21 protein-coding genes are annotated in these 21,726 nt (G+C 59.8%); 11 read left to right on the forward strand and 10 right to left on the reverse strand.

Going from position 1 to position 21,726, the window contains the following annotated elements; all coding sequences use genetic code 11:
• Positions 1 to 12: 12 nt before the first annotated feature.
• On the reverse strand, positions 13 to 864 hold the full coding sequence (locus BWR59_RS10630) for a TIM barrel protein (protein ID WP_081565602.1): 852 nt from the start codon (positions 862 to 864) through the stop codon (positions 13 to 15).
• 538 nt (positions 865 to 1,402) lie between these two features.
• The gene (locus BWR59_RS10635; protein ID WP_218191182.1) at positions 1,403 to 2,350 is read right to left on the reverse strand and encodes a LysR family transcriptional regulator; all 948 of its coding nucleotides are present in this window, start codon (positions 2,348 to 2,350) and stop codon (positions 1,403 to 1,405) included.
• Between the two features lie 257 nt (positions 2,351 to 2,607).
• Between BWR59_RS10635 and BWR59_RS10640 the strand changes: the two genes are divergently transcribed.
• The 3 genes from BWR59_RS10640 to mmsB all read left to right on the forward strand — a co-directional run bounded on the left by BWR59_RS10640 (position 2,608) and on the right by mmsB (position 6,677).
• A complete protein-coding gene (locus BWR59_RS10640; RefSeq protein ID WP_081565604.1) occupies positions 2,608 to 3,936 on the forward strand; it encodes an MFS transporter in 1,329 nt (442 codons plus the stop codon).
• A gap of 91 nt (positions 3,937 to 4,027) precedes the next feature.
• On the forward strand, positions 4,028 to 5,554 hold the full coding sequence (locus tag BWR59_RS10645; protein WP_081565605.1) for a CoA-acylating methylmalonate-semialdehyde dehydrogenase: 1,527 nt from the start codon (positions 4,028 to 4,030) through the stop codon (positions 5,552 to 5,554).
• Positions 5,555 to 5,789: 235 nt separating this feature from the next.
• Entirely contained in the window at positions 5,790 to 6,677 is an 888-nt protein-coding gene (gene mmsB, locus BWR59_RS10650) for a 3-hydroxyisobutyrate dehydrogenase (protein ID WP_081565606.1), read from the forward strand.
• A 199-nt stretch (positions 6,678 to 6,876) separates the two neighbouring features.
• Here mmsB and argH read toward each other — a convergent pair whose 3' ends face one another.
• From argH to BWR59_RS10670, 4 genes are all read right to left on the reverse strand, one after another.
• Positions 6,877 to 8,304, reverse strand: coding sequence for an argininosuccinate lyase (argH, locus tag BWR59_RS10655; RefSeq protein ID WP_081565607.1), 1,428 nt, complete (start codon positions 8,302 to 8,304; stop codon positions 6,877 to 6,879).
• Positions 8,305 to 8,438: 134 nt separating this feature from the next.
• Positions 8,439 to 8,693 (reverse strand): glutaredoxin 3, encoded by a 255-nt coding sequence (grxC, locus tag BWR59_RS10660; protein ID WP_081565608.1) that lies wholly within the window; start codon positions 8,691 to 8,693, stop codon positions 8,439 to 8,441.
• 244 nt (positions 8,694 to 8,937) lie between these two features.
• Positions 8,938 to 9,408 carry a cyanase gene (gene cynS, locus BWR59_RS10665; protein ID WP_081565609.1) on the reverse strand — a complete coding sequence of 157 codons (471 nt, stop codon included), beginning with the start codon at positions 9,406 to 9,408 and terminating at the stop codon, positions 8,938 to 8,940.
• A 59-nt stretch (positions 9,409 to 9,467) separates the two neighbouring features.
• On the reverse strand, positions 9,468 to 10,130 hold the full coding sequence (locus BWR59_RS10670; RefSeq protein ID WP_081565610.1) for a carbonic anhydrase: 663 nt from the start codon (positions 10,128 to 10,130) through the stop codon (positions 9,468 to 9,470).
• A gap of 112 nt (positions 10,131 to 10,242) precedes the next feature.
• Between BWR59_RS10670 and cynR the strand changes: the two genes are divergently transcribed.
• On the forward strand, positions 10,243 to 11,130 hold the full coding sequence (gene cynR / locus BWR59_RS10675) for a transcriptional regulator CynR (protein ID WP_081565611.1): 888 nt from the start codon (positions 10,243 to 10,245) through the stop codon (positions 11,128 to 11,130).
• Between the two features lie 105 nt (positions 11,131 to 11,235).
• On the opposite strand, the gene BWR59_RS10680 is transcribed toward cynR, so the two are convergent.
• Positions 11,236 to 11,580 (reverse strand): cupin domain-containing protein, encoded by a 345-nt coding sequence (locus BWR59_RS10680; RefSeq protein WP_081565612.1) that lies wholly within the window; start codon positions 11,578 to 11,580, stop codon positions 11,236 to 11,238.
• A 62-nt stretch (positions 11,581 to 11,642) separates the two neighbouring features.
• Entirely contained in the window at positions 11,643 to 12,566 is a 924-nt protein-coding gene (locus tag BWR59_RS10685; RefSeq protein ID WP_081565613.1) for a LysR substrate-binding domain-containing protein, read from the reverse strand.
• A gap of 177 nt (positions 12,567 to 12,743) precedes the next feature.
• Here BWR59_RS10685 and BWR59_RS10690 point away from each other — a divergent pair, with 177 nt between their 5' ends.
• Both BWR59_RS10690 and BWR59_RS10695 read left to right on the forward strand, forming a co-directional pair.
• A complete protein-coding gene (locus tag BWR59_RS10690; RefSeq protein ID WP_081566018.1) occupies positions 12,744 to 13,508 on the forward strand; it encodes a sulfite exporter TauE/SafE family protein in 765 nt (254 codons plus the stop codon).
• 185 nt (positions 13,509 to 13,693) lie between these two features.
• Entirely contained in the window at positions 13,694 to 14,278 is a 585-nt protein-coding gene (locus tag BWR59_RS10695) for an NAD(P)H-dependent oxidoreductase (protein ID WP_081565614.1), read from the forward strand.
• A 58-nt stretch (positions 14,279 to 14,336) separates the two neighbouring features.
• Here the strand turns inward: BWR59_RS10695 and BWR59_RS10700 are convergent, their stop codons facing one another.
• Positions 14,337 to 14,981, reverse strand: a complete 645-nt coding sequence (locus BWR59_RS10700; RefSeq protein WP_081565615.1) for a glutathione S-transferase — start codon at positions 14,979 to 14,981, stop codon at positions 14,337 to 14,339.
• 120 nt (positions 14,982 to 15,101) lie between these two features.
• Between BWR59_RS10700 and BWR59_RS10705 the strand changes: the two genes are divergently transcribed.
• Positions 15,102 to 15,638 carry a TetR/AcrR family transcriptional regulator gene (locus tag BWR59_RS10705; RefSeq protein WP_081565616.1) on the forward strand — a complete coding sequence of 179 codons (537 nt, stop codon included), beginning with the start codon at positions 15,102 to 15,104 and terminating at the stop codon, positions 15,636 to 15,638.
• A gap of 76 nt (positions 15,639 to 15,714) precedes the next feature.
• Positions 15,715 to 16,611 carry a LysR family transcriptional regulator gene (locus BWR59_RS10710; RefSeq protein WP_081565617.1) on the forward strand — a complete coding sequence of 299 codons (897 nt, stop codon included), beginning with the start codon at positions 15,715 to 15,717 and terminating at the stop codon, positions 16,609 to 16,611.
• 151 nt (positions 16,612 to 16,762) lie between these two features.
• Here the strand turns inward: BWR59_RS10710 and BWR59_RS10715 are convergent, their stop codons facing one another.
• A complete protein-coding gene (locus tag BWR59_RS10715) occupies positions 16,763 to 17,641 on the reverse strand; it encodes a LysR family transcriptional regulator (RefSeq protein WP_081565618.1) in 879 nt (292 codons plus the stop codon).
• 112 nt (positions 17,642 to 17,753) lie between these two features.
• Here BWR59_RS10715 and BWR59_RS10720 point away from each other — a divergent pair, with 112 nt between their 5' ends.
• From BWR59_RS10720 to ggt, 3 genes are all read left to right on the forward strand, one after another.
• Positions 17,754 to 18,686 (forward strand): DMT family transporter, encoded by a 933-nt coding sequence (locus BWR59_RS10720; protein WP_081565619.1) that lies wholly within the window; start codon positions 17,754 to 17,756, stop codon positions 18,684 to 18,686.
• Between the two features lie 197 nt (positions 18,687 to 18,883).
• The gene (locus BWR59_RS10725; RefSeq protein ID WP_081565620.1) at positions 18,884 to 19,783 is read left to right on the forward strand and encodes an NAD-dependent epimerase/dehydratase family protein; all 900 of its coding nucleotides are present in this window, start codon (positions 18,884 to 18,886) and stop codon (positions 19,781 to 19,783) included.
• Between the two features lie 165 nt (positions 19,784 to 19,948).
• Positions 19,949 to 21,616: a gamma-glutamyltransferase gene (gene ggt, locus BWR59_RS10730; RefSeq protein WP_081565621.1), complete on the forward strand. Its 1,668-nt coding sequence runs from the start codon at positions 19,949 to 19,951 to the stop codon at positions 21,614 to 21,616.
• The last annotated feature ends 110 nt before the right edge of the window (positions 21,617 to 21,726 follow it).

The raw sequence follows: 21,726 nt of genomic DNA on the forward strand, positions 1-21,726 counted from the left end.
GCGAAACGCTCCTTATCGGCTTGTTGTGTGGGTGAAGCGCTGGAAATGTTCACGTTCGGTCTTGGCCATCCACACGTTCAGCGACCACAGATCGGCCACCGGTACGTTGGTGAAGGGTAGGTGATGCAAGTAACCGTCGGCGCCGAATTCCGGGGTCAGGGTGGTGACCTGATAACCGCGTTCCTGCTGCGACTTCCAGATGGCCTCCCAGTGTTGCTGATGGAAGGCCAGCTCTTTCGCACGCTCGGGGCCGGCCGGGTGAGGGACTTGCGGGCCCTGGTCATAACCGACCCGAGCCTGAATGTGGTGCACGCGTTCGACGAAGGCGCTGAGGTCGTCCTCGGGGTCATCAAGCAGACGCTCGCAGGTGACGATCCAGTGGCTGATGTCGCTGGTGAAACGCAGGTCGGGTAACTGGCGGATCAGCTCCAGCGTTACCCAAGGGTTGAACAGCGAGCGTGCGCGATGGGTTTCGAAGGTGACGATCTGGCCGTGCTTGCGCGCCAGTTCCAGTGCCTGGCCGAAGAACTCGACCTGTTGCGGCAGCTGCCAGCGATCGTTGCCAGCCAGCACGTTGACGAAGCGCGGGTTCAGCTCGGTGGACCAGGCGAGTTTCTTTTCGAGATCGACGAGGTGTTCGTCAAGGGTTGCCGATTGTTCCGGCAGGACGTCATAGGCGGTGAAAACCGTAGCGATGTAAGGCAGGCGATTGGCGCGCAGGAAAGCCCCGAATTCGGCCCGCTCGACCGGCGTCAGCGGCAGGCGCGCTTCCATGCCATCGAACCCCGCTTCCAACAGCTCATCAAGCGCCTGAGCCTTGCTGGCGGTGTAGCCCCACATCGTGCGGAAGATTTCCAGTTTCATCGAACGTCCTCAAAGATTGCGTCTGGCGACAGACCTGCCCTGACATAGCTCCGCCTCGGCGCGAGCCGAAACGGGGTTACAACGGCAGTCACATCTGAAAAAGGCAATCTTCGGGCCGTGTCTCTTCTGGACGGGCTCCTTTATTGGAGCCGATCTTAGGTTCGGCCGATGAACGGAAAGAATAGGAAAGCTCAAATGCATAGTTCAGAGATTTCTAAACTATGGTGGCGAGGTGCTTGCTAGACGTAACTCTTCGGGTTTTTTGGGTTCTTTAGCAGCACGGCTTGCTGGCAACTGCTGGAAATGCTGGATAACCGAGAGATTGTCATCACTGCCGTCGTGACCTCCGGCGTCTCCCACAGGATCTGCGGTACATCATGGATTTACAGTGAGTCTCTCAGAGCATCTGCGGTACATCATGGATTTACAGTCAGCCTTCCACAGGATCTGCGATAGGCCAGAGATCTGCAGCGCGTCGCGGACCTGTGGGAGACGTCCGAGGTTACGAGGGCAGCGAAGCGGTTGTGAGCGAACGATGTCAATCCACAAAACTCATCACCTTGGTCTGGCCCAACAAAAACGCCTGATTCTGCTCGGTGGTCTGGCGGATGTAATCCCACAACAGGGTGATCCGCTTGAGCTTGCGCAGATCCTCCCGGCAATACATCCAGAACTGCCTTGTGATATCCACCTCGGTCTCCAGCACCGGCAGCAGTCGTGAATCCTGTGCGGCCAAAAAGCACGGCAGGATCGCCAAGGCTCTGCCTTGAAGGGCCGCAACGTATTGGGCAATGACGCTGGTACTGCGCAGGTGGGCATGAGCGCCGGGGAGCAGGTTGCTCAGGTAGAGCAGTTCGGAGCTGAAGGCCAGATCGTCGACGTAGCTGATGAAAGGATGTGTGGCGAGGTCTTCGACTTTATTGATTGGCGCGTGATGGTCCAGATATTCCTGAGTCGCGTACAGCCGAAGGTTGTAGTCGCAGAGTTTGCAGCAGACGTAAGGCCCGTGTTCCGGGCGTTCCAGGGCGATGACGATATCCGCCTCGCGCTTGGACAGGCTGATGAAGTGCGGCAGCGGCAGGATGTCCACCGAGATGGCGGGGTAGGTGTCGGTGAAGTGGCTCAATTGCGGGGTGATGAAGAAGCTGCCAAAGCCTTCGGTGCAACCCATGCGAACATGACCCGACAAGGCCACGCCTGAGCCGGAAACCTGTTCGCAGGCAATGTGCAGAGTGCTTTCGATGGACTCCGCCGAGCCCAGCAACCGCTGGCCTTCGGCGGTCAGGACGAAGCCGTTGTTGCGCGACTTTTCGAACAGCAGCGTACCCAGTGAGGCTTCCAGTGCGTTGATCCGTCGTGACACGGTGGTGTAGTCCACCCCAAGCCGCTTGGCTGCGGAACTGGCCTTGCGCGTGCGTGCCACTTCGAGAAAAAACTTCAGGTCATCCCAGTTCAGAGCGCTCAGGGACGTGATGTTTTTTTGCATGTTGAACCTGCTTTTATGTGCGTTCTTATTAGAAGTTTGCACATCTATACTCCGAAGCACGGAGCAATCCAACCTCATGATTGAGCCGTATTTCTGACGATGGAACAGGCTCTGGAGACAGGTTGGTTGTACCGGCCTTTCGCGAGCAAGCTCCCTCCCACGGTCATGTATGCCAATTCAGCAGTGAGATCGCGCCAAGAACCGAACCACCTACACGCCATAACACCCTGCACAACAATAAATAAGCGGAGGAGTTTATGAAGAACGCTATAACGGCGGATGCCGGCGCACTCGATGCCAGCTCTGCAAAGAAAGCCAAATCCTATCGGCTGGCCGGTGCCGCGAGCATGGCGGGCACGACCATCGAGTGGTACGACTTTTTTCTCTACGGCACCGCTGCCGCATTGATCTTCAACAAAATCTTCTTCCCTGCACTGGACCCGATCATCGGGGTGCTGGCGGCGTTCGCCACCTACGCCGTGGGCTTTCTGGGGCGTCCTCTGGGCGGAATATTGTTCGGGCACTTCGGGGACAAGATCGGCCGCAAATCCATGCTGCTCTTCACCCTCATGCTGATGGGGATCCCGACGATCATCATCGGCCTGATTCCCACCTATCAACAGATCGGTTACTGGGCGGCAGTGATCCTGGTGGCGATGCGGTTTCTCCAGGGCATGGCGGTCGGCGGCGAGTGGGGCGGGGCGGTGCTGATGGCCGTCGAACATGCACCGGAGGGCAAGAAAGGTTTCTATGGCAGCCTGCCGCAGACCGGTGTTGGCGCAGGTTTGGTGCTGGCGTCGCTGGCCATGGCGATGGTCGCAAAGATGCCCGAAGAAGACATGCTCAGTTGGGGCTGGCGCATTCCGTTTCTGGCGAGCGTGGTGCTGCTCGGCGTGGGCTGGCTGATTCGTCTCAAAGTCCCGGAGTCGCCTGATTTCGAGAAGCTGAAAAAAGACAACATCGCGGTCAAGGTCCCGCTGTTCAAGGTCTTTCGCGATCACCCCAGAGAAACCCTGACGATCATAGGCGCGCGCACAGCTGAGAACGCCTGGTTCTACATGTCCGTGACCTTCGCGCTGGCCTACGCCGCCAACCAGCTGCAGATCCCTCGCGCCGATGTGCTGGGGGCGATTACCGCGGGGGCAGCTCTGTCGCTGGTGACCATGCCGTTGTGTGGACACATCTCCGACAGGGTAGGGCAGAAGCGCCTGTATTTCGTGGGCCTGTTACTGCTCTGCGCCTTTGTTTATCCCTTCTTCGCCATGCTGGGCACTCGCGATCCCGTACTGGTCTGGTGGGCGATGGTGCTGGCGGTGGGCGTGGTGTTCCCGATCCTTTATGCGCCTGAATCGCTGCTGTTCGCCCGGCAATTCCCGGCAGAAATTCGCTACAGCGGCATCTCGGTGTCGGTGCAACTGGCCGGTGTGCTGGGCGGCGGTTTCGCGCCGATGATTGCCACGCAACTGTTGGCCATGGGCGGTGGCAATCCGCACTACGTGATTGTTTACCTGATCGGCATGGCGCTGATTGCACTGGTGTGTACAGCGCTGATGAAGCGCGACCCGCCACGCCAAAGAATCGGCTGAAACAAATTTGCCGTGGATCGAACATCTGTAGCAGCACGGCTTGCCGCCTGAGTCTGTCTCAGCGGTGCCACCCCGAATGGAGAATCCTGCAATGAACGTTTCACTCAATAAAAACAACACCACTGTGGCCCATGTGAAGATGCTGATCGACGGCGAATGGGTCGAATCGCAGACCGGCGAGTGGCTGGATGTGATCAACCCCGCAACTCAGGAAGTGCTGGCGAAAGTGCCGTTCGCGACCACTGCTGAAGTCGATGCGGCCGTTGCTGCTGCGCAGAAGGCCTTCCAGACCTGGCGCCACACCCCGATTGGCGCCCGCATGCGCATCATGCTCAAGTTGCAGGCGCTGATTCGCGAGCATTCAAAGCGCATCGCCGTGGTGCTTAGCGCCGAACAGGGCAAGACCATCGCTGACGCGGAGGGCGATATTTTCCGTGGTCTTGAAGTGGTCGAACATGCCTGTTCCATCGGCACGCTGCAGATGGGCGAGTTTGCCGAGAACGTCGCAGGCGGCGTCGATACGTACACGCTGCGCCAACCCATCGGCGTCTGCGCAGGCATCACGCCGTTCAACTTTCCGGCGATGATTCCGCTGTGGATGTTCCCGATGGCCATCGCCTGCGGCAACACTTTCGTGCTCAAACCGTCCGAGCAGGACCCGATGTCGACCATGTTGCTGGTCGAACTCGCAGTCGAGGCGGGCGTGCCAGCTGGCGTATTGAATGTGGTGCACGGCGGTAAGCAAGTGGTCGATGCCATCTGCACCCACAAGGACATCAAAGCGGTTTCGTTTGTCGGTTCGACGGCAGTGGGCACTCATGTCTACGACCTGGCTGGCAAACACGGCAAGCGCGTGCAATCGATGATGGGCGCGAAAAACCATGCCGTGGTGCTGCCCGACGCCAACCGCGAGCAGACGCTCAATGCTCTGGTCGGGGCAGGTTTTGGCGCGGCCGGTCAACGTTGCATGGCGACCTCGGTGGTGGTGCTGGTTGGCGCCTCGAAGCAGTGGGTTCCCGAACTCAAGACGCTGGCGCAGAAGCTCAAGGTTAATGCGGGCAACGAGCCGGGCACTGACGTCGGCCCGGTCATTTCCAAGCGTGCCAAACAGCGGATTCTCGACCTGATCGAAAGCGGCGTGAAGGAAGGCGCCCGACTCGAACTGGACGGGCGCGGCATCACGGTCGCAGGTTATGAGAACGGCAACTTTGTCGGCCCGACGCTGTTCACCGGCGTGACCACGCAGATGCAGATCTACACCCAGGAAATCTTCGGTCCGGTGCTGGTGGTACTCGAGGTCGACACGCTGGATCAGGCCATCGAGCTGGTCAACGCCAATCCGTTCGGCAATGGCGTAGGCCTGTTCACCCAGAGCGGAGCGGCCGCGCGCAAATTCCAGAACGAGATCGACATCGGCCAGGTCGGCATCAATATCCCGATTCCAGTGCCGGTTCCGTTCTTCAGCTTCACCGGCTCGCGCGGCTCCAAACTCGGCGATCTGGGCCCGTACGGCAAACAGGTGGTGCAGTTCTACACTCAGACCAAGACCGTCACCAGCCGCTGGTTCGATGACGACAGCGTGAATGACGGGGTGAACACGACGATCAATTTGCGATGAAGAAATCGAGCCAGGTTTCACCGATATCTTGATGCTTTGCTATGGAATGTTTGGCGCCGGCCCCTTGTGGGAGGGAGCTTGCTCGCGAATGCGTTGGATCAGTGACTTCAATGAAAACTGACACACCGCTTTCGCGAGCAAGCTCCCTCCCACGGTGATCGGCGTGAGGCAGGGCTTTGAAGGGTGGTTTCGAGATCGGGCAAGACGTATCTGAATCTGAGGAAGGGAGAACACCATGAAAATCGCATTTATCGGCCTGGGCAACATGGGCGCCCCGATGGCGCGGAACCTGATCCGGGCCGGGCATCAGTTGCACCTGTTCGACCTCAACAAGCAGGTGCTGGCAGAACTCGCAGAGTTGGGCAGCCGCATCAGCGAGTCGCCCAAACACGCGGTAGAAGGCGCGGAGTTGTTGATCACCATGCTGCCTGCCGCTGCGCATGTTCGCGCGGTTTACCTGAATGAAGACGGCGTGCTGGCCGGAATTGCTGCTGGCGTGCCCGCCGTGGATTGCAGCACCATCGATCCGCAGACCATTCGTGATGTGGCAGCGGTTGCAGCGAAGCAGGGTGTCGTGGTCGGCGATGCGCCGGTATCGGGTGGCACCGGCGGGGCGCAGGCGGGCACGCTGACGTTCATGGTGGGCGCGAGTCTTGAGCACTTCACGGTGCTCAAACCGATCCTCGCGCAGATGGGCCGCAACATCGTGCATTGCGGCGATGTCGGCACCGGTCAGATCGCCAAGATCTGCAACAACATGCTGCTGGGGATTTCCATGATCGGCGTCGCCGAGGCCATGGCGCTGGGGGATCGTCTGGGGATCGATACGGCGATTCTGGCAACCATCATCAACAGCTCTACTGGCCGTTGCTGGAGTTCGGAGATGTACAACCCCTGGCCCGGCATTGTCGAAACCGCGCCGGCTTCGCGGGGGTATACCGGAGGGTTTGGCGCCGAGCTGATGCTCAAGGATCTGGGGCTAGCCACCGAAGCCGCGAAGGTCGCGCGTCAGCCAGTGATTCTAGGGGCTGTGGCGCAGCAGCTGTATCAGGCGATGAGCCTGCGCGGCGACGGCGGCAAGGATTTTTCGGCGGTGATTGAAGGGTATTTAAAGAAGGAATAGGTGATTTTCGATCGCGTTGTACCTGTGGGAGACGCCGGAGGTCACGACGGCAGCGAAAGCGGTGTGTCAGGTACGCCGCCATCGCTGCCGTCGTGACCTCCGGCGTCTCCCACAAATTTCTCCAGCCTCTCTCACAACATCATTGCCGTTGATACCCTCAGGTCTCCTACACCATCATTGTCAGGTCAGGCAGAGGGCGTTACGCGCGCGGGCCGCTGTAATCCTTGGCCCACTTTTCCTGCGCCAACAGGTTCTGCCTGAACCGCTCAATCTGCTCCGCCACCCGTACCGGCGATGTTCCACCCCAACCACTGCGGGCTGCCAGCGCGGCATCCAGCGTCAGGGCTTGCAGCACGTCCGGTGTCAGGCGCGCATCGGTATCCGCCAGCATCTGCGGGGTCAATTCTTCCAGGCCGATGTCCTGCTCTTCACACAGCTGCACCAGTTGCCCGGTGATTTCATGCGCTTCCTTGAAGGGCACGCCGCGCACGGCCAGCCAGTCGGCGACTTCCGTGGCAAGGGTGAAACCCAGCGGCGCCTGACGCAGCAACTCATCGGTGCGCACGGTCATGGTCCTGACCATTCCAGCGAAAGCGGGCAGCACCAGATTCAGGGTATCTACGGCGTCGAAAATGGCGTGCTTGTCTTCGCTCAGGTCGCGGTTGTACGACAGCGGCTGTGCCTTGAGCACCGCCAGGATCGCGGTCAGAGAACCGATCAGGCGCCCGGATTTTCCACGGGCCAGTTCGGCGATATCAGGGTTCTTTTTCTGCGGCATGATCGAGCTGCCAGTGGCGTAGGCGTCGTCCAGCTCGATCCAGCGGAACTGCCGTGAGGTCCAGATGCAGAACTCTTCGGCCATGCGTGAAATGTTGATGCCCAGCATGCTGGCGCAGAACAGAAATTCGGCCACATGGTCGCGACTGGCAACGGCGTCGATTGAGTTTTCGCAGGGGCCTGCGTAACCCAGTTCTGCGGCAGAGCTTTGCAGGTCCCGCGCAATGGCTGAACCGGCCATGGCAGCAGCGCCCAATGGCGAAAGGTTGAATCGGCGATCCCAATCCTGCAGACGCTGAATGTCTCGATGAATCGCCTGTGCGTGGGCCATCAAATGATGGGCGAAGACAATCGGCTGGGCCTGCTGTAGATGCGTGAAGCCTGGCGCGATGGTGTTGATGTGCTGTTCGGCCTGGCCGACCAGCGCTTTTTGCAGGTCTAGAATCGACAGCGTCAGGACGCGAATCTGATCGCGCAGAAACAGGCGCATGTCGTTGGCGGTCTGGTCGTTGCGCGAGCGACCGGCACGCAGCTTGCCACCCAGCGCGCCGAGGCGTTCGGTCAGCAGACGTTCGATGAAGGTGTGCACGTCTTCGTCCGCGGGGATGGGCTGCACCTTGCCGGCGGCGAAGTCTTCATCGATCGATTGCAGGGTCGCGATGATGCGCTGCGTCTCGTCGGCATCCAGCAGCCCGGCACGTTCAAGCTCGTGGGCGTGGGCCTTGCAGCCTGCGACGTCATAGGGCGTCATGCGGAAATAGACGCTGGGCGAGCGCGACAGATTGGCCATTGCCTCGGCCGGGCCGGATTTGAAGCGCGCGCCCCACAGACGTTCGGTTGCATCGGACATGTGCATTCCCCTTGGATACGTGATTGCTGGCGAACCAGGCGTCGACGACGTCGGGGGATGCTAGGAAAAACCCGCTACGGGGGAAATGTTTCAAATGGCAAGTGGACTTGGCAGAAATGGAAACCTGTCGGCGCTTAACCCGCCAGCAGCGCGTTCAACTCGCCTTTGCGTTCCAGCAGCGCCATGTCGTCGAACCCACCCACGTGATGCTCGCCAATGAAAATCTGCGGCACGGTACGACGTCCGCTGCGCTCCATCATGATGTTGCGCTGGTCCATCGAGGTCTGGACGTTGATTTCGTTGTAACTCACGCCCTTGGCCTTCAGCAGGTTTTTCGCCGCTACGCAGTACGGGCAGGTGTTGGTGGTGTAGATCGTGACTTCAGACATGACAAAGAACTCCGTTGGTCGGCCCTTGGATTGCGGCCCGGGAATGGACTCGGATGATCGGAGGTTCATCCCGATCATCTCTATGACGGAGTTAATCCTATAGCGTTCCGCAAAGGCTTTCGTGTCCAAAACGCTCATTGATGCGATAGATCGTCTCAATGTTCGGGATGCCCGCCGAGGCCGTTCGGTTGCAGGCAAAAAAGTGCCCGACATATGCCGGGCACTGGGTGTTGCGGGGGGACGCTCAGAACGGTTTGTACGGCAGGAACTTGCCATCCAGAGTGATCACCGCGCGGGAACCGCCTTCTGGATCTTCGACTTTCTTGATGTCCATCTTGAAGTTGATGGCGCTGATGATGCCGTCGCCGAACTGCTCGTGGACGATGGCTTTCAACGTGGTGCCGTAGACCTGAATCATCTCGTAGAAACGGTAGACGGTCGGGTCGGTGGGCACGCCGTTGCCGATGCTGCCGCGCAAGGGAATGGATTGCAGTTGGCGCACGTCGTCATCGTCGAGTTCCAGGCGCTGGCCGATGATCTGCGCGACGTTGGCGGGCAACGGGTGCTGACCCAGCAGGGCCGCGGTGACGTAGGTCAGGCTCAGGCCGGTACCGTCAGCCAGTTGTTCGAACGACAGGCCTTTCTGCGACTTGATGTCGATGATCTTGGCGGTCAGGGCCAGGGATGGATCCTGGTAGGCGTTGGACTGTTGCATGGTGTGCATCCTCAGTGGTTAGCAGGTAAGTACAGTGCTTCGTGGGTTCCGGGGCGGTATCAAGCGACGTCGCTGTTACGCAGGCGTTGTAACGCGTAGGTGTGCGGATGGCTGGCCAGCGGCACGAAGCGACGGGCAGTACCGTCGAGTGCGTCGACCGAGCCGGTTTCGATGTCGTAGACCCAGCCGTGCAGGTTCAGGCGGCCTTGTTCCAGCGCCAGGCGCACGCTCGGGTGGGTCTGAATGTTGGCCAGTTGGGCGATGACGTTTTCACGGACCATCGAGCCGACACGTGCGGTATCGCTGGTGTGAGTGCGGGCGCTGTTGATCACCCGAGCGGACTCTGAGTGGCGCAACCAGCTGGCGACCGCAGGCAGGTGATCCATGCATTTGCACTGGGCGATGGCGGTCATGGCGCCGCAGTCGGAGTGGCCGCAGATGACGATGTCGGTCACGCCCAGAACGGCGACGGCGTATTCGACGGTAGCGGAAACACCGCCCGGCTCCGGGCCGTAGGAGGGCACGATGTTGCCGGCGTTACGGATCACGAACAGCTCGCCGGGCTCTTGCTGGGTCAGCAATTCCGGTACCACGCGGCTGTCTGAGCAGGTGATGAACAGAGTGGCCGGGTTTTGCGTGCTGGCGAGGTGTTTGAACAGTTCGGCCCGTTTTGGAAATGCTTCGCTCTGGAATTTGAGCAGACCATCGATTAGCGCTTTCATGGTGTTTCACCTGGTGGTGAGTGGCTGTGGGATCGATACTGATCTTCTCCTGCTATAGCGTCCAAGACCGATCTACAATAGTTTCTATAAGTACAGCCTATAGAGACTCGCCATGCTTCTGCGCCATCTCAAATACCTGCTGGCCGTGGCCGATCACGGCAATTTCAGCCGTGCTGCACAGGCGCTGCATGTCTCGCAGCCGACCCTGTCGCAGCAGATCAAACAGCTCGAAGAATCCCTCGGTGCCGAGTTGCTGGACCGCTCGGCACGCTTGGTGCGCCCGACCGATGCGGGCGCGGCCTATATCGAATACGCGCGCAAGGTCTTGCGCGATCTGGAGGCGGGCAAGCGTGCGATCCATGACGTGAAGGACCTGTCGCGAGGGACGTTGCGTCTGGCGATGACGCCGACGTTCATGGCCTATCTGGCAGGGCCGCTGATCCGTGAGTTCAGCAGCAGACACCCCGGCATTCGGCTGAGCGTCTTCGAGTTGTCCATGGGCGAGATCGAAGCGCGACTGGCCGATGACAGTCTGGATCTGGCGATCGCCTTCACTGATGTGCGTGACCCGGATATTGAGTGCGAGCCGCTGTTCGTGGAAACGCTCAGCGTGATGGTCGGTCAGGTTCACCCGCAATTTGGCCGTGAGGAGGCCCTGACAGGCGAAGAGCTGGCAGGCCTGCCGCTGGTGTTGCTGACCAAGGACTTCTTCACCCGCACCTGCATCGACGACTACTGCCGCGAGCATGGCATCGCGCCGACCGTGGACATGCAGGCCAATTCGGTAAGCGCGATTCTGGAGATCATTCGCCATGTGCCGGTCGCCACCATCCTGCCGCAGGCCACGGCAAGCCAGGAGCGGCGCGTCCACGCCATTCCCCTGCGTGACGGCGCCCCGCAACGCAGCGCCGCACTGCTGCGTCGACGCAATGCCTGGCAGAGCGCTGCATCGGTGGAGTTCATACGCACGCTCAGCCGGTGGTGCGAAAACCTTGCCTGATCGAGTCCGACATCTGCAGCGGCATGGCTGGCCCGCGGTGGTGATTTCCTGAGCGCCACCGTCGGCAAGCCGCACGGCTACAGGGGAATTGTGCCCGTTGGGGAATCAGGCAAAAACGAAGTACTTGCGCACGGTCTCGACCACTTCCCAGGTGCCTTTCATGCCTGGTTCGATGATGAACTTGTCGCCGGCCTTCAAGTGAATTGGCTCCTGACCTTCAGGGGTGATGATGCAGTAGCCTTCCTGGAAGTCGCAGTATTCCCACTTCACGTATTCCACGAACCATTTGCCCGGCGTACAGATCCAGGTGCCCATGATCTTTTCGCCATCGGCGCTGGTATAGGCGTTGAGGTTGACGGTGTGCGGGTCACCGCCGATGCGTTCCCATTTGCAGGCGTCGACGACGGGCAGTGGCGTGGTGTCGCGAAGAACGATGATTGGCTTGCTCATGACAGCTCCAGAAGAGGGTGGCGAAAGTTGCGCTCGCACACCTTAGGGGTGTCTGGGACGGCTCAGTTGTCTGGGCTCGACATCGAGGTGCCTGGAAACGCAGTTTTTTCGCTTAGATGACGCACCAGTGCCTTGGCGTATTCGGGCAGGGCATCGAAGTCAGGTGCGCACAGCAGCAACTCGCGATCGGCCCAACTGTCGCTCAATGGCAGGCTTTTCAGTCGCCCGGCCTGCTGGAAGCGCTCGACTGCAGCCCGAGGTACGACGCCCAGCCCGGCGCCCCGTATCACCATGCGCATCACGCCATCGAAGCTCTCGGCGCGTACCCGCGTTTTGATGCGGTGGCCCAGATGCAGCGCTTGTTCCTCAAGATAAATCGACATGGCGCTGTTGACCCCAAGCCCGACGAATTCGTACTGCAAGGTCTGACTGAAACGCAGCGTGTCATGTTCGGCCAAGGGGTGGCTGGCTGGCATGATCAGGGTTAACGGATCGGCGCAAAAGGGCAGGGTCTGCAGGTCGCTGGCATCAACGGCGTTGGAAATAATGCCGATATCAGCCGTGCCATGCCGCACCGCGTGAAGAATCCTCAGACTAGGGTGCTCTTCCAGGTTGATGTCGATATTCGGGTAACGGGCAAGGTATTCGGCCAGACGCTCCGGCAGGTATTCGCTCAGCGCCGAGGTGTTGCACAGAAGGCGAATCTGACCTTTGAAACCTTGGGCGTACTCGGTGAGATCGGCCTGCAGACGTTCTACCTGCTGCAGGATCAGCCGCGCATGTTGCGCAAGCGCTTTGCCTGCTGCGGTCGGGGTGACGCCGCGTCGTCCTCGTTCGAGCATTGTGATGCCCAGCGCGGATTCCAGCCCGCGAATCCGCGCACTCGCTGATGCCAGAGACAAATGGCTACGAGAGGCTCCGCCAGTAATGTTCCCGGCTTCGCAGACATGGAGGAAAAGCTTGAGGTCGATCAGGTCGAAATGCATGGCGTGCCCTGTGATGCTCCCCCGATTCGGTGGACACCCAGCTGGGGGAAGAACTTACTTTGCTCTGTAATGCAGGTTTTTGGAAAAGCAGAAAATCCTGGTGGTTCTGGCATAGCCGAAGGCTGGATCAATATATCGCAGATTTTCAATCGTGCGGCACAGGCTCAGTATGAGCCCATGAACACATTCTTCTCGCTGTATCAGAACATCGGTTGGAGCCTGACAGGTCTGGTCCTTATGGCCTTCTTGCTGGCAGGCACGGTCAAGGGCGTGATCGGCATGGGGCTGCCTACCGTGGCGATGGGGTTGCTCGGGGTGGCTATGTTACCGACGCAGGCTGCGGCGCTGCTGCTGATTCCCTCGACCTTTACCAATCTCTGGCAACTGGCGGCGGGCGGGCATCTGCGCAGTTCGCTCAAGCGGCTCTGGCCCCTGCTGGCGATGATTGCAGTGGGGACCGGATTGGGCTCGTACGTGTTGGGAATGGACGGCGCTCATTCGATGGGGCGTGCGCTCGGTGGGGCATTATTCATTTATGCGCTGTGCGGCCTGTTCCTGCCGACGCTCAAGGTGCCGCCCCGCGCCGAACCCTGGTTGGGGCCGTTGTGCGGTTTGATTACGGGGTTGATCACTTCGGCGACCGGCGTGTTCGTGATTCCCGCCGTGCCCTACATACAAGGCCTCGGGCTTGATCGTAATCAGCTGGTGCAGGCGCTGGGCTTGTCGTTCACCGTATCCAGCCTGGCACTGGGCGCCGGGCTGTTCTGGAACGGCGCGTTGGGCGGTGCAGAAATGAGCGCCTCATTACTGGCCGTGGTCCCCGCGTTAATCGGCATGATGCTCGGCCAATGGCTGCGCCAGCGCATCAGCGCCGTGGTCTTCAAGCGCGTGTTTTTCATCGGCATGGGCCTGCTGGGTCTGCACCTGTTGATATCGGGTTAAAAAGCCAAGTTAACAATCTCGCTATTATTCATGCTTTCAAGGCAAAAGCTTTTTGCATCACTGTTGCTTATTCCGCGCCCGCCAAATCGTTATCCTGCCCTCCATTCCAGTTTCCAACCCTTCCCATCTTCCGACGCTCGCCCAAGCCATGACTGGCTGACGGCCCGGGCAACGACGAGGCTCAAATGAAAAAAGTACTGTTCCTGAACGGCGGCAAACAATTCGCTCATTCCGAAGGCCGCTACAACGCAACACTGCACGACGCTGCACTGGCATTCATGGACCGCGCTGGTTTCGACGTTAAGCAGACTTTCATCGACGGCGGCTACGACGTTGCCGAAGAAGTGCAAAAGTTTCTGTGGGCTGACGTGATCGTCTGGCAGATGCCAGGCTGGTGGATGGGCGCGCCGTGGACGGTGAAAAAGTACATCGACGAAGTTTTCACCGAAGGCTACGGCAGCCTCTACGCCAACGATGGTCGCACCCGTTCCGACAGTTCGCAGAAGTACGGCAGCGGCGGCCTGTTGCAGGGTAAGCAATACATGATCTCGGCAACCTGGAATGCCCCGCAGCAAGCCTTCGACGACCCGACCGACTTCTTCGAAGCCAAGGGCGTGGACGCTGTGTACTTCCCGTTCCACAAGGCCAACCAGTTCCTGGGCATGACCGCTCTGCCGACTTTCCTGGCGGTAGACGTGATGAAGGTGCCGAACATCGAAGCCGATATGAAGCGCTACGAAGCGCATCTGGCGGCTGTGTTCGGCGTCTGAATCGGCTACCCCAAAAAGCCCCGCACAGCCTGATCGCGCTGTGCGGGTTTTGTGTGGATCAGGCCGGGGTTTTCACGCTTGGGCGCTCTTGGACCCTGGCCTGCCAGGCGACCAGCGCCGTGCATTCCTCAGGAATGTCGACGCTGGCGAAACCTGCGAAAACCAGTCCGGCGTAGACCGTGATGTCGGCCATGGAGAACGCTTCTCCGGCGACATAGGGCTGACTGCGCAGCACCTGGTCAAAGTACTTCATGCCGGCCACGGCCTTGTCGCGCTGACGATTACCCCATTCCACACGACCTTCCCACTCAGGGCTCTTGTACGGCTGCAAGCCCGCACCGAGCCCGGGCGTCGAGTGGTGGAAGTAAAAGCCGATGGGGTTTTCCAGTTCGGATTCGGCACGCCTCTGCATCATGTGGATGATGGCCTTCTCCTTCGGCGTTTTGCCGGTGAGGGTCGGGTTGCCGTCCTGATTGTCGAGGTATTCGGTAATCGCGGTGCATTCGGAAATATTGGTGCCGTCGTCCAGTTGCAGGACCGGCACAGTGCCTAGCGGGTTAATTGCGAGGAACGCCGGTTGCTTGTGCTCTGCGGCGGGCAGGTCGATCTTGATGAACTCCACCTTTGACGCCAGGCCTTTTTCAGCGAGTGCAATTCGGACCCGAAGCGGGTTGGGGAAACCGGGAATATCGAAAACTTTCATGCGAGCTCCATAGCTGTCTACCTATCGGTAGGTATACACTGCGCCGAGAATGTTTGAGCTGTCAACGTCTATCTATCGATAGGAAGGTAAATTGTGACGACCGATACCCGGGAATCGATCATGGCGGCTGCCCGAAAAATGGTGCAGACCCGCGGCTACAATGGCTTGAGCTTTCGTGAACTGGCCAAGGAAGTTGGCATCAAGAGCGCGAGCATTCACTACCACTTCCCCACCAAGGGCGATTTGGGCCAAGCGCTTGCCAAACGCTACACCGAAGATGGCGTGACGTACTTCGAGGGTTTGCGCGCTGACTCAGACAACCTCGACGACTGGATGAGGGGCTACACCGGGATTTTTCGCATGGCCTTGGTCAACGACAACCGCATGTGCCTGTGCGGCATCATGTCGGCGGAATACGAGGACTTGCCGCCCGAGGTTCGCGTCGAAGTCGACGCGTTCATCGAGGTCAACGTGCGTTGGCTGTCTGAGGTGTTGTCGGTGTGCCGTCCGGAGTTGACCGAGGAACAGAAGCACGCCCAGGCGCTGGCGATTTACGCAGCCGTCGAAGGCGCGCAACTGGTCGCGCGCGGGCGTGATGATTTGAGCGCGTTCGACAACACCATCGCGGCCTATCGTCTTGCCGGACTGTTGCCGTGAGCGCCCCTTCATGAGCGCTCTGTCTTTTGCTCGAAACAGCGCTAATATCCAGCCTGCCTTTGAGCGGAGGACAACAGTGAAAGCCAGATCCGATGAGTTGCAGGTGTTCGTTTCAGTGATCGAAAGCGGCTCTATTTCGGCCGCAGCCGAGCAGATAGGCCAGACGCCTTCGGCCATCAGTCGCACCTTGTCGCGGCTTGAAGCCAAGCTCGACACCACGCTGATCAATCGCACGACTCGGCGCATGGACCTGACCGAGGAGGGCAAGTTTTTCCTCGAACGGGCCAGGCAGATTCTCGGGCAGATGGAAGAGCTGGAAGAGCGCATGTCGCTGCGTCAGCAGACGCCTTCAGGGCGTTTGCGAATCAACGCTGCTTCGCCGTTCATGCTGCACTCCATCGTGCCTTATGTGGCGGAATTTCGGGCAATGTATCCGGACATTCAGTTGGAGTTGAACAGCAACGACTTGATCATCGACCTGCTGGAGCAGAGCACCGACGTGGCGATACGCATCGGCACGCTCGCCGACTCGACGCTGCATGCGCGCTCGCTGGGCACCAGCCCGCTGAACATTCTGGCCAGCCCCGAATACCTGAAACAGCACGGCACGCCTGAAACGGTGGAGGCGCTGGGCGAGCATTCGCTGCTGGGTTTCACTCAGACCGAGACCCTCAATCACTGGCCTTTGCGGCATGCCGACGGCGATCGTTTGTTCATTCACCCAACGGTCTCGGCGTCCAGTGGCGAAACCCTGCGTCAGCTGGCGTTGGCGGGGGAGGGCATCGTCTGCCTGTCGCACTTCATGACCCACGAAGACATCCGCTCAGGGCGTCTGAAAGTCATTCTGCCGGAAGCCAACAGTGGTTATCGCCAGCCGATTCATGCGGTGTACTACCGCAACTCGCAACTGGCTCTGCGTATTCAGTGTTTTCTGGATTTCATACAGCAGAAGCTGGCGAATTATGCGGCTTGATTCAACGCCCATTCTCCTGGATGTACCTGGCCCCTTTGGGAGGGAGCTTGCTCGCGAAAGGGTCGGTACATTCGCATGATTTTTCAGTGACTGGGCGCTGGTATTCGCGAGCAAGCTCCCTCCCACATTCGCATTCCAATCCGGATGATGATCATACCGGTCGAACACCACTGAACTCCGCCCGCAACATCTCCACGAATGCCTCGCGCGCCGGATGGTGTTCGGCGTTCTCGTGCCAGTAGAACAGGTTGTCGACAGACGTCAGTTCCGGGAATTCGTAACCGACCCAGCCCGAGCCCTTGTGGTATTGCTCGAACACCCCCTTGGGCACCAGCGCCACGCCCGCACCGGCACTGACGCAGCCGACGATAGTGCCGTAGCTGGCGATGCTGATGATCGGCTGCGTCTGGCCATTGTTCAGCAGCCAGCGCTCAAGCGCCGCGCGATACGGGCAACCTTCAGGCCACATGAAAATCGACTTGCCCTGCAGATCCGCCGCGCTACGGATCGGCCCCAGGGATTCGGCAGCGATCAGCACCAGATCCTCGCGATACATCGACGTGCGCTTGAGTCGAGGGCGCTTCACATCAATCGCCACAATTGCACCGTCGAGTTTGTGGTTGAGCGTGGCATCCAGCAGTTGCGGGCCGGTGCCGGTCGTCAGCTCCAGAGACACGTCTGGATAGCGCGCGTGAAAACGTGCGAGCAATCGGGGTAATCGTGAAGTGGCTGACGACTCGATGGCGCCGATGCGCAAGGGGCCTGAAGGGGTTGCATCGGGGTGCACCGCACGCTTGGCTTCGTCCGCCAGGCTGAGCATTCGCCCCGCGTACGTCAGAAAAATTTCCCCGGCCGGGCTGATGCGCAAGCCCCGACCGTGCCGGAAAAACAGATCGGTGCCGAGCTCGGCTTCCAGTGCCTTGATCCGGGCCGTGATGTTCGACGGGACGCAATGCAGAACCTCGGCGGCGCGAGCGATGCTGCCGGTGTCGGCAACTGTCTTGAACATGCGAATCTGAGCCAGTTCCATGCATCACCAAAAGTGAATGGTTGAGTCATTATTGTTCGGTTGTGGTGAGCATAAGTTGTTTCGATACTCGCAGCCAAGCGCGGGCAAAACGTCTGCGGACGGGAGCATCGACATGAGCGTGGCAAGTGAGCCGGTTGCGGTAACGGGCGGTTCGGAAGATTCAGGCGTGCGCTGGCAGGGCCTGAAAGTGGCGGCGGCAACCTTCTTCGTCATCGCCTGCTGGGGCTTCTCCCCGACCGGGATTCGCATTGGTCTGCAAGGCTATGACCCGCAGCACCTGGCCCTGCTGCGATTCATCATCGCCTCATTGTTCATGGCGATCATCGCTTCTTCGTTACGCATCTCCCTGCCGCGTATCAAGGACCTGCCGCTGCTCGGCGTGCTGGGTTTTTTCGCGGTCAGCCTGCACCACATCGCGCTGAATTTCGGCCAGTCGGGCGTCAGTGCCGGGGCATCGAGCGTGCTGATTCAATCGATGCCGCTGTTCACTGCACTGCTCGCGCATTTTGTGTTCAAGGAGCGCGTCAGCGGCTGGCGCTGGACGTGTGTGGCGTGGGGACTGGTCGGCGTTGCAATTGTCATCACCGGCGATCGCGGTTTCGGCCACATCGATGCGCGGGGTTTGTTGGTCCTGCTCGCGGCGTTTTCCTGGAGTGTGTATTTCTCGCTGCAGAAGCGCTATAGCCATCGTTACGACGGCCTGACCATGGTCTGCTACACGATCTGGGCCGGGACTTTTTTCCTGCTCATTTACCTTCCGGGGCTCATGGGGGAAATCGTCAATGCCCCGCTGCGGGTCAACGTTGCCGTGGGCGTGCTCGGTTTCTTCCCTAGTGCGCTGGCCTATCTGGCGTGGGCGTACGTGTTGAAACACATGGAGGTCAGCCGCGCCTCCATGAGCCTGTACCTGACCCCGCCCATGGCTATCGCCATCGCCTCGGTGCTGCTCGGAGAAATGCCCTCGGTCATGGTGGTCGTGGGTTCGGTCGTTGTGTTGAGCAGCGTGCTGGCGCTGAACCTGCGGCGTGAGCGGCTGGTGCTGTGAGCTTGTGTAGAAGTCCGGCTTGCCGCGGTAGCGATGTCGAGGGCGCCTCCGCCGGCAAGCCGCACTGCTACAGAGAGTGGTGGTGAATCGGCTATTCGTGAACTGCACGCAATAGTCATTTGGGCTCAACTGCCTTTTTCGTATCGAATCACAGGCTGATACTGACTCCATCATTTACAGCAACAGGGAGTCATCGCATGAACATCTTCATTACCGGCGCCGCAGGTTTTATCGGTGGCTCCATCGCAACGAGCCTGGTCAAAAAGGGCCATCAAGTCACTGGCCTGGTGCGCAGCGCCGAGCAGGCCGATGAAATGACAGCGTTGGGTATCGTTCCGGTGATTGGCACGCTCGACGACAGGGCCATGCTGATCGAGCAGGCGCGCAGATCCGACGGCGTGATCAACGCCGCTAGCAGTGACCACCGTGGTGCGGTCGAAGCACTGATCGAAGGTTTGAAAGGTTCGAACAAGCCGCTCCTGCACACCAGCGGGTCGAGCATCGTCGGTGATGCGTCCGGCGGCAAGGGCGGCGGCCAGGTCTTCTTTGAAGACAAGCTCCCGGCCGCGACGCCTGACAAGGCCGCACGGGTTGCCATCGACGATCTGGTCATCGCATCGGCGAAAGACGGCGTACGTTCGGCCGTGATCTGCAACACCCTGATCTACGGCTTGAGCCTGGGCGTAGACCGCGACAGCGTGCAGTTGCCGCGCCTGCTCAAACAGGCCCGCAAAAGCGGTATCGTGCGTCACGTCGGCCCGGGCGAAAACGTCTGGTCCAACGTGTTCATCGAAGATGTGGCAGAGCTGTACGCCCTGGCGCTGGAGAAGAACCCGGCGGGCACTTTCTACTTCGTCGAAAGCGGGGAAGCATCTTTCGTCGACATGACCAATGCCATGGCCGAAGCGATGGGGCTTGGTAAATCTCAGGACTGGCCGCTGAAAGATGCAGAAGCAGAATGGGGCTATGAGATGGCCAACTACGGCCTGGGCTCCAACAGCCGGGTCCGCGGCAAGAACGCCCGCGAGTTGCTGGGTTGGGTGCCCAAGCGCACGTCGGTGATCGAGTGGATCAAGCACGACATGCTCAAAGGTTGATCCGCCTCTGACGTGCAATGAACGGCCACCTTCTGGTGGCCGTTTGCGTTTGCGGGAAGTTTCATCATTAATGAGTGACTGGATCGTTAGTCTCGTCAGCCTTCAGACAGCTTTCATACAGCACGCGCGTACGAAGCTGTCGCATCAGCTCATTAAGGAAGCCCCATGCGAGTCGTGACCCTCAAGACCCTCGCCTTGTCGGTGATCTTCGCCGCCAGCTCACCCGTTTATGCAATTACGCTTGAAGGCGGCGCCGTTGCAGCGCCCGACCAGTATGGCGCGCAAGTGGCGGCGCAAATCCTGAAAAAGGGCGGCAACGCCGTTGATGCCGCGGTCGCCACCGCCTTTACGCTGGCCGTGACCTACCCCGAAGCAGGCAACATCGGCGGAGGCGGCTTCATGACCCTGTTCATGAAGGGCAAACCCTACTTCCTCGACTACCGCGAAACCGCGCCCAAGGCGGCGAGCCGCGACATGTACCTGGATGAAAAGGGCAACGTGATCCCTGGCATGAGCCTGGTTGGTGCCCGCGCTTCCGGCGTGCCCGGCACGGTGATGGGCTTGTGGGAAGCACATCAGAAATTCGGCAAATTGCCTTGGGCCGAACTGCTGACCCCGGCCATCGGCTATGCGAAGAACGGTTTCACAGTGGCCGACAAGCAGTACATGTACGGCGAAGCGGCGATCAAGCAGCTCAACGGCAAGACAAACTTCAGCGATTACTTCGGCGGCATGAAAAGCGGCGAGACCTTCCGCCAGCCGGAGCTGGCCAAGACCCTGGAGCGGATCGCCGACAAGGGCGCCAACGAGTTCTATCAGGGGCAGACGGCTGACTTGCTGGTGGCGCAGATGCAGCACGACAACGGCCTGATCACCAGGCAGGATCTGGCCGGTTACAAGGCGGTATGGCGCAAGCCGTTGCGCGTCAACTTCGACGGCAACACCCTCTACACCGCGCCGCTGCCCAGCTCGGGCGGTGTGGCACTGGCACAGCTGATCGGCATCAAGCAGCAATTGAGCGACGACTTCAAAGGCGTGCCGCTGAACTCCGCGCGCTACATTCACCTGTTGGCGGAGATCGAAAAGCGTGTGTTCGCTGACCGCGCTAACTACCTCGGCGATCCGGACTTCTCCAAGGCGCCCGTCAGCCAACTGACAGACCATGTGTATCTGGTCCAGCGCGCGCACGAGGTCAACCCGAACGGCATTTCACCGACCGAGAACATCAAGGCCGGGCTTGAATCTAACCAGACCACACACTTTTCCATCGTCGACTCCAGCGGCAACGCCGTCAGCAATACCTACACCCTCAACTGGGACTACGGCAGCGGCGTAGTGGTCAAGGGCGCGGGCTTTTTGATGAACGATGAGATGGACGACTTCAGCTCCAAGCCGGGCGTGGCCAATGCGTTTGGCGTGGTAGGTGGAGATGCGAATGCCATCGAACCGGGCAAGCGCATGCTGTCGTCGATGAGTCCGAGCCTGGTGACCCGCGACGGCGCCGTGACTCTTGTGTTGGGCACGCCGGGCGGTTCACGGATTTTCACCACGGTCTTTCAGGTGCTGAACAACCTCTACGATTTCCACATGCCGTTGAAGGACGCAGTGGCGGCGCAGCGAGTGCATCACCAGTTGCTGCCCAAAGACACGATCTTTACCGAGAAATTCGCGCCATTGCCCACCCCGGTTGCCGAGGAGTTGCAGACCATGGGCTACACGCTCAAGGATCAAGGCTGGTCGATGGGCAATGTGCAGGCGATCAAAGTCGACGGCGCGAAAGTCGAAACCGCGTCCGACCCGCGTGGGCGGGGAGTGGGGATGGTGGTCAAGTAGACGTGTTCGCAGTGGTGAGCAGCTTCTGTGGGAGGGATCGAAGGTGAATGATCGTTCCCACGCTCTGCGTGGGAATGCATCCTGGACGCTCCGCGTCCCGCAGTAGGATG

Origin of the sequence: Pseudomonas sp. Bc-h, assembly GCF_002080045.1 — a bacterium.
Lineage (GTDB): Bacteria > Pseudomonadota > Gammaproteobacteria > Pseudomonadales > Pseudomonadaceae > Aquipseudomonas.